Here is an 8,342-nt window from a genome sequence, read left to right on the forward strand (position 1 = left end):
CAGTTCAAATAATTCAGAGCATGCAAAAATCTATATTGGTTACTACCGGTTTGACTTTGTTTTTATTACCTGCTGTCACTTTTGCACAGGAAAAGCCAAGAGGAGAAACCCGAATCTACAACACTGTAAAAATTAATTCACAAACTCCCAGGATAGACGGTGTACTGGATGATGCATGCTGGAGTGAAGGTGAATGGTCAGGCAATTACCGTCAGCAGATGCCGGAGGAAGGTGCAAAACCTTCACAGCAGACAAAGATCAAGATTCTTTATGATGGTGAGAATATGTATGTGGCTTTCAAATGCTATGATGATGCCAACATAACCGACAGGCAGATGGCCCGGCGTGATGAATTTGCAGGAGATATTGTAGGGATTAATTTTGACAGCTACCACGATCATCGTACCGGTTTTGAGTTCAACCTTACGGCAGCCGGAAGCAAGATTGACCTGATCCTTGTTAATAAAAAGAATGAGATGGGTATTAACTGGGACGTAAACTGGAATCCTGTATGGGACGGCAAGACAGGCAAGATGGATTCAGGCTGGGTGGCTGAAATGAGGATACCCCTGAGTCAGTTACGTTACAGCAACAAGTCAGTGCAGGTTTGGGGCATGCATTCATGGAGATGGATCAATAAAAATAAGGAAGAGGACCAGTGGAATCTTATTCCCCGGGACAATGCAGGGGCTCTTTACTACTTTGGCGAATTGCATGGTCTTGAAAATTTGCCAAACGTCAGAAGGGTTGAGTTTATGCCTTATACGCTGGCTAAGGTCAGGACATATGAAGCCGAACCCGGCAATCCGTTTGCTGACGGAACGGATCCGTCGATCACGTTCGGTCTTGACGGAAAAGTTGGAATTGGAAGCAATTTTACAGTTGATTATACAATCAATCCCGATTTCGGGCAGGTGGAAGCTGACCCTTCGGAATTGAACCTTACAGCCTTTGAAACTTATTATGAAGAGAAAAGGCCCTTTTTCATTGAAGGCAAAAACATAATGGATTTTGAATTCGATGATAATCAACTGCTCTATAGCCGCAGAATCGGTCATGCGCCGGTTTACCGGCCGGAGGTACCTGACGGCGAATATGTGAAAATGCCGGAAAATACGAATATTCTGGGCGCCCTGAAACTTACAGGTAAAACAGAAAAAGGTCTTTCTCTTGGTATTCTTGAAAGCCTGACATCACCTGAATACGCTCGGGTGAGCTCACCGGGTAATGATTATAAGATAGTGGCAGAACCCCTTACCAATTATTTCTCCGGCAGGGTGCAAAAGGACATTAACAATAGCAATACATTGATCGGAGGAATGATCAATTACCTTTACAGGGACCTGAATCATGAATACCTGAGTTTTCTTAGCAAATCGGCAGTTACAGGAGGGCTGGACTTCAAACATTTCATTAAAGACAAAACGTATTTCATCGATTTCAAAGCAATGGGAAGTCTGATTGACGGTTCCACTGAATCCATTACGCTGCTTCAGCAGGAATCTTCGAGATATTTTCAGAGGCCCAATGCACCTCACCTGAAAGTGGACACCACAGCGACCCGTTTACAGGGAACAGGCGGATCGCTTGAAATAGGTAAAGGATCAAACGGACACTGGAGGTATACAGCAGGTTTACATTGGGTTTCTCCCGGCCTGGAGCTGAACGACATGGGTTTTCAGCCAAATGCCGATATGATCCTGGGAGGCGCTACGCTGGGATATGAAGAAAATAAACCTCACGGTATTTTCAGACAGTACGCAATAAATCTTTCAGAGGTTAATTTCTGGAATTTCGGTGGCCAATACCTTGCTTCAGAAGTCGGACTGGAAGGTTCATTTACTTTTGAGAACAAGTGGGATTTCCATGCAAATATCGAGCGTGAAGGAAAACAACTCGACGCCACCCTTCTTCGCGGGGGACCCGGCGTTTATAAATATGGAAGTTTCAGCCAGGATTATTATTTGATGACCGATCAGGCAAAAAAAGTTACGCTGTCTTTAGGTTATGAAAGTGAACTCAAAGATGACGGAATTTCCAAACGTAATGAGTTTCAATCTGACATCAACTGGAAAGTGACCAATTCATTCCAGGTAACACCTCAATTCAGTTACAATAAAATCACTGACGATTACCAGTATATTTACAATCCTGAACTGGAACAACAAGGCCGTTACTTATTGGGAAGGCTCAACAGGCAGATCTATGGTATCACTCTTCGGATGAGTTATTCCATTACACCTGACCTGACGCTGCAATATTACGGCAGTCCTTATGTTACAATGGGTAATTATTCTAATTTCAAATCCCTGTCCAATGCTGAAAACGAAAATCCAGGCAAGGTATTTAAAACATACAGTGCCGACCAGGTTAGCTACACCGGCAGAACTTACACATTGAACGACGGGGTGAACCCGGCCGTTGATTTTGATAATCCCGATTTCAATTTCAGGGAATTCAGATCGAATTTTGTTGCCCGTTGGGAATACAGGCGGGGTTCGGTAATCTACCTGGTTTGGACACACAATCGCACATCAGATGAAGCAGTCACAAACAGCCAGTTCGATTACAATATGAAGCAGCTTTTCCGCACTTCAGCCCAGAACGTGTTCCTTATAAAATTCAATTACTGGTTTTCGTTGTAGAATGAATTGCATTGGCTTTAGCCAACGGACCTGAGTTGAACTGTATTATCTGTCTAAAGTGTCTTTTGCGTATTATACAACGGATTCCTATTGATCGGTTTAAACCTATTTTACAATTCTACAGAAACTTTTAATTTGTTGCGTTTCTCATAATCGTCGATCGCCAGCTGAATGAGCCGGTCTACCAGTTCAGTATAAGGAATTCCCGAGTATTCCCATAGTTTGGGATACATGCTGATTTTGGTAAATCCGGGGATTGTATTGATCTCGTTAACAATCACCTTTTCATCCGGTGTAAGAAATGAATCCACCCTGGCCAGTCCCAGGCATTCGAGAGTTTTATAGGTAGCAACGGCTATTTCCTGAATTTTCTTTACCAGGTGGGCCGGTAATTTTGCAGGAATCTCAAGAGCGGCGCCATGTTCATCGATATACTTGGCTTCATATGAATAAAAATCGGATAACGGGATGATTTCGCCCGGGATGGAAGCCATTGGTTCTTCGTTACCAAGAATGGCGCATTCTATTTCGCGGCCCTTTATTTCCTCCTCGATAATCACTTTAAGGTCATATTGAAAAGCAAGATCGACGGCCTTTTCATACTCCTGTTCGTTTCTTACTTTTGAAATTCCCACCGATGATCCAAGGTTGGCCGGCTTTACAAATAATATGGTACCGAGTTCCTGAGCGAGTTTCGGGTAGGTGTACTTATTCCTGTTAACAGCGGTGAGAGTTACAAATTTGCCAATGGGTATTCCCGCGTCACGCAACAGCCGTTTCATCACATCTTTGTCCATTCCCACCGAACTTCCCAAAATACCGGCACCCACGCACGGAAGATTGGCCAGTTTGGCAAGTCCCTGCACTGTCCCGTCCTCGCCATAAGGGCCATGGAGCACAGGGAAAATCACATCCACCCTGCCGATCTCATTGTTATCTGACAGGCTGATCAGCTGACTGGAGCTTCCGTTTGGTATAAGAGCCACTTCATTATTGCCTGCCGAAAGCCTGATCAAACGCGGATCGGTGGCATCAAGCAATTTAATCGAATTTTCATTCAGGTACCAGCGGCCTTCTTTATCAATTCCAATAAGGACAGGTTCATATTTATTTTTATCGAGTGATTCAATAACATTTCGTGCTGACTGCAATGAAACCTCATGTTCGGCTGAACGACCGCCGAAGACAATGGCAACTTTGATTTTTCTCATGAATTCAAATTTTGCGAATGTACAAAATTAATGGGTTGTCGTCAAAATCACGGAGTATATCTATTAGCTGCATCAAAAATTCATTCTCTGAAACCTAAACTGTATATTTACATTTGGAAGAGTGTAGAAAAAAATGAGCAACCGGATCCTGAGAATTTTCTATCACATCGGCGGCTGGATATTATTGTACCTTTTACCGCCCCTGGCTTTGCAGAGCGAACTGAAATTGCCTCACAATTTCGGTGATTTCATGTATTGGTTTATCGTGATAATCTGTTTCTATATTAATTACCTGTGGCTTGTGCCGAAATTTCTGAGCAGAGGCAAATTTCCCCAGTATTTTGCCTTTATTTTCCTGATGCTTGTTTTTACCTATTCGGCAAACGAAATCTATATCAGGCAGGCCCATAGGATGGAGGAGGCCAAAAATGGGGTAACCCGTCAAAAGGATGAACAGCCCAGGAGAAAATGGCCCCGTTTCAGGGGATATAACTCGGCGCTTTTCTGTTTTGCCGTACTGGCGCTGGGAACAAGTATTAAAGCCACAGAAAGCTGGTATGAAAATGAAAAACAGCGTAAGGAGATGGAGAATCAGAAACTGGGCGCAGAATTATCTCTGCTCAAATCGCAGATTAATCCTCATTTCTTCTTCAATACCCTCAACAGCATTTATTCGCTTGCCATTATTAAATCCGACAGAACTCCGGAAGCGGTAATCAAGCTCTCCGAGATCATGAGGTATATCATTTATGATACCGAGCGAAAGCAGGTACCTCTTTCAAAAGAAGTTGAATATATTGCCAATTACATTGAGTTGCAGCGCCTGAGACTCTCGAAACACATACAGGTGGAATTTACTACCGAACTGAGCAAGGAGGAATCCATTATTGAACCGCTCTTGTTGCTTCCTTTTGTTGAAAACGCCTTCAAACACGGCATCGATCCCGAAACAGGAGGAAAAATTATCGTTTCAATTGTCCAGGAAGGAAACATTCTGCGACTTCACGTTGAAAATCCGCTTATTGAGAATAATACACCGAAAGACGGATCATCGGGCCTGGGCATGAGCAACACCCTGAAAAGACTCAAACTGTTGTATCATGACCATTATACATTGACAGCAGGGCCTGTTGACAAAAGTTATATTCTTGACCTCATTCTTAAGTTAAAGGAAAATGAAATGCCTGATAGTTGATGATGAACCGCTGGCACAACAGGTTATTGAAGAATTCGTTTCACGGGTGCCTTTTCTCACTGCCGTAGCCACTTGCAGTAATGCCAGTGAAGCAGCAGAGGCGTTGAGAAATAACCAGGTAGATCTCATTTTTCTTGATATTCATATGCCGCGGATTTCAGGTCTTGAATTCATAAGCACCTATCCCAATCCTCCCCAGTTTATCCTGGTAACTGCATATTCGGAGTATGCCCTGCAGGGATTCAATGTAAATGCAACCGATTACCTGATGAAGCCGGTGCCATTCGACCGGTTTCTGAAAGCGGTGAATAAAGCCTATGAATTGTGGCGTCTCCGGACCAATAAAGGCGCACCGTCGCAGGAACAGCAGGCACAACGATATATCCTTGTAAAGTCAGGCTACCAAACACTTAAGGTAATGCTTGACAGCATTATCTATATTGAAGGGCTTAAGGATTACGTTAAGATACAAACGGAAAGCAAAAAGTCTATTCTGTCCCTGCTCACAATGAAAGGTCTTGCAGAAACACTGCCTTCGGATAAATTCATGCGGATTCATAAATCGTACATAATCAGCATCGAACGCATCACATCCATTTCACGCAATCGCGTCATGGTAGGCGATAAATGGATTCCGATCGGCGAAAACTACAAGGAAGCGTTCAGGGAGAGGATGTTTAAGTAACAAATCGCTCGTCATTGCGAGGAGCCTGATTAATCAATGATTATAGTAACATCTTAATGCGACGAAGCAATCTGTCTGAACAAGGCAGGGCGATGCAAAGAGAACCTGAAAAATTTCAAATGACTGTCTTGGCAAGGCATATCCTGTGCCGGCAGATTGCTTCGTCGACAATGATTTCGGGAATAATCAGAGTCCTGTCACGCTCCTCGCAATGACGGATTAAACTAAATACTCGACTTCACAAAGCATGATATTTTCCAGTTCTTGTCCACCTTTTCAAGCATCACGTTAATGATAGAGACAGCAGTGGCGGGAGATCCGTTGTAAACCATATTCTGTGTTTCCTTAAGTACTGCCCATGCAGCATCTCCGGAAACTTTAATGGCCAGGTATTCCTTTTCCACCTTGAAAGCATCCACACCTTTCCAGTCGGCGTATTTAGCCAGTGTATCAATAGCTACCGATCGCTTTTCCCAGCCCGTAGCTATTGTGTAAACAGAGTCCTGAATGTTAACGCGGGTTTGCAGGGCATCATGAATGTAGAATTCCTTCATTTTTTCAGGGTTACGGTCAATCCATGCCTGGGTTTCGGCATTGATCACCGACTTTATAGCCTGAATTTCCTTTTCATTATCCACTTTTGGCTTGCATGATGTAAGGAAGAACATCAATGCAGCGGAGAGACCCAAAACAACCACATATTTTTTCATGGCACATGTTTTATGGTTTCGATATCAAAGAACTCTATAGAAATGTAGTGAATTTTCAGCCCAATAGCAAGGTTTTGTTTATAGTTTAAAGTTCATAGTTTGAAGTTTTTTTAACCTCAAACCTCAAACAATAACAAATCCCATCTTATCCGGGTGATCCCTGATCAGCAGATTTTTATTGTATTTAAGCAGTTTGATCCACACAAGCACATCTCCGAAACCACCAATTGAAAGGAGCAAACCAAACACCTTTATCCAGCTGACACCGGTGAAAAGCGAAAACAGGTAGGGTAACAGTCCAAGCAGAATAAACGGCGCAATTCCGGCCCTCCTGTAATGTTTAACCTTAACCGCATCAGAACAATGGCAGTAAGGAGAACCCATTGAAAGACTGAATCCGAAACGGACTGATCGGAATCCATTAGGAGCATATAGGCCAAATATTAGTCCATGAATTAATTCATGAACCGGAATGGCTGCAAGTACAATGAGAAACTTGGTCCAGAATGGCAAATTCATTTCAATAAGAGGCTCCCTGTGCCGCCAAATCAGGTCAAAAATAAGATCCCCGGCAAGATAAAAAGGAACTATAGCAATGACCATAAACAGCATTAACCTTGATTCCTCGAAGGTTACTTCTGCAGGAACATTATTTTGAAGATTTTCCATACTGCAAAATTAGTAAAACCGGAGATAAGCGCTGTCAGGTCCTATCGGATGCTGACAGGTTAGATCCGGTGTAAAACCTGACAGCGTTGGAGACCTGTCAGTGTTTTATGATTTTTCATCAGTGGATTAATTCAATTAAATAACGCTGTCAGGTCCTTCGGACGCTGACAGGTTAGATCCGGTGTAAAACCTGACATCGCCCAGACCTGTCAGCGTTTTATATTTTTTCATTAGTGAGTTGATTCACATAAATAGCGCTGTCAGGTCCTATCGGACGATGACAGCTTAGATCCGGTGTAAAACCTGACAGCGTCGCAGACCTGTCAGCGTTTTATATTTTTTCTTTAGTGGATTGATTCAAATAATAACAATATAGTCGGCGGAACTATTCCAGAAGAAGGTCCTTAATATTTTCATAATATTCAGTCTTTTGAATATGAACCCATTCAAAGTTATCCAAATCATCAAACCAGTTAATCACTTCACTTCTTCTTAATTTAGTTGGTTGTGATGAAAAAAAAGTGTGATAACTTGACCATTTATAATCTGAGAGCTTTTCTACAAATCCATGATGCACAGGATTACAATGGATATAAACCAAAAGCTTTTTCAGATATTGATCACAGTTGATTTCTGTACGTTTAAAAGGCCGACTAAAAAGTGCCCCTGAGCGATCTGTTAGACTATTAAAAAATTTCGAATAGGTATTGAAAAGATGAGAAAAATGTTTAGTAGGATCAGGGGTTTTGGATAATTCTCTATTGCGGTTTGAGGAAGTCTCCCATTTTGTTTTATTAATGTTAACTGCATCTGTGTTATTCATGGAATATTTATAGACTGGAATTTCAGTTGTTTCTTTAACTCGTATTAAGAGGTGAAAGTGATTCTGCATTAACACCCATGCATATGTATCAGCAATAGGACTAATATATTTATCATATATCTTTAAAAAGAAACGATACTGTTCATCTGATTCAAACAGATTCTGATGATTATTATCAAAGTTATAAATATGGTAGAATTTTGAATTTTGAAGTGTAATCATTTTATTAACGGAATAGGCTTAACATACTATACTTTAAATATATAAAAGAGATTATATTTATTCAAATAAATAACGCTGTCAGGTCCTTCGGACGCTGACAGGTTAGATCCGGTGTAAAACCTGACAGCGTCGCAGACCTGTCAGCGTTTTATAATTTTTCTTTAGTGGATTAATTCAATTAA

Annotated in this window: 7 protein-coding genes; 3 read left to right on the plus strand and 4 right to left on the minus strand. The window is 41.8% G+C overall.

Features of this window, described 5'->3' with window-relative positions; translation table 11 throughout:
* Positions 1-20 precede the first annotated feature (20 nt).
* On the plus strand, positions 21-2,645 hold the full coding sequence (locus tag VK179_18760) for a DUF5916 domain-containing protein (GenBank protein ID HLO60800.1): 2,625 nt from the start codon (positions 21-23) through the stop codon (positions 2,643-2,645).
* Between the two features lie 110 nt (positions 2,646-2,755).
* On the opposite strand, the gene ddlA is transcribed toward VK179_18760, so the two are convergent.
* Complete coding sequence (gene ddlA, locus VK179_18765) at positions 2,756-3,856, minus strand: D-alanine--D-alanine ligase (protein HLO60801.1); 1,101 nt, start codon at positions 3,854-3,856, stop codon at positions 2,756-2,758.
* Between the two features lie 133 nt (positions 3,857-3,989).
* On the opposite strand from ddlA, the gene VK179_18770 reads away from it, so the two are divergent.
* Together VK179_18770 and VK179_18775 are read left to right on the plus strand one after the other, a co-directional pair.
* Complete coding sequence (locus VK179_18770) at positions 3,990-5,051, plus strand: histidine kinase (protein HLO60802.1); 1,062 nt, start codon at positions 3,990-3,992, stop codon at positions 5,049-5,051.
* Complete coding sequence (locus tag VK179_18775; protein ID HLO60803.1) at positions 5,032-5,736, plus strand: LytTR family DNA-binding domain-containing protein; 705 nt, start codon at positions 5,032-5,034, stop codon at positions 5,734-5,736. Before VK179_18770 ends, VK179_18775 begins: the two co-directional genes overlap by 20 nt.
* Positions 5,737-5,960: 224 nt before the next feature.
* Here the strand turns inward: VK179_18775 and VK179_18780 are convergent, their stop codons facing one another.
* From VK179_18780 to VK179_18790, 3 genes are all read right to left on the minus strand, one after another.
* On the minus strand, positions 5,961-6,446 hold the full coding sequence (locus tag VK179_18780; protein HLO60804.1) for a nuclear transport factor 2 family protein: 486 nt from the start codon (positions 6,444-6,446) through the stop codon (positions 5,961-5,963).
* Positions 6,447-6,569: 123 nt separating this feature from the next.
* Entirely contained in the window at positions 6,570-7,115 is a 546-nt protein-coding gene (locus VK179_18785) for a DUF3267 domain-containing protein (GenBank protein ID HLO60805.1), read from the minus strand.
* 385 nt (positions 7,116-7,500) lie between these two features.
* Complete coding sequence (locus VK179_18790; protein HLO60806.1) at positions 7,501-8,160, minus strand: hypothetical protein; 660 nt, start codon at positions 8,158-8,160, stop codon at positions 7,501-7,503.
* Positions 8,161-8,342 lie beyond the last annotated feature (182 nt).

Source organism: Bacteroidales bacterium, from assembly GCA_035299085.1.
Taxonomy (GTDB): Bacteria; Bacteroidota; Bacteroidia; order Bacteroidales; family UBA10428; genus UBA5072.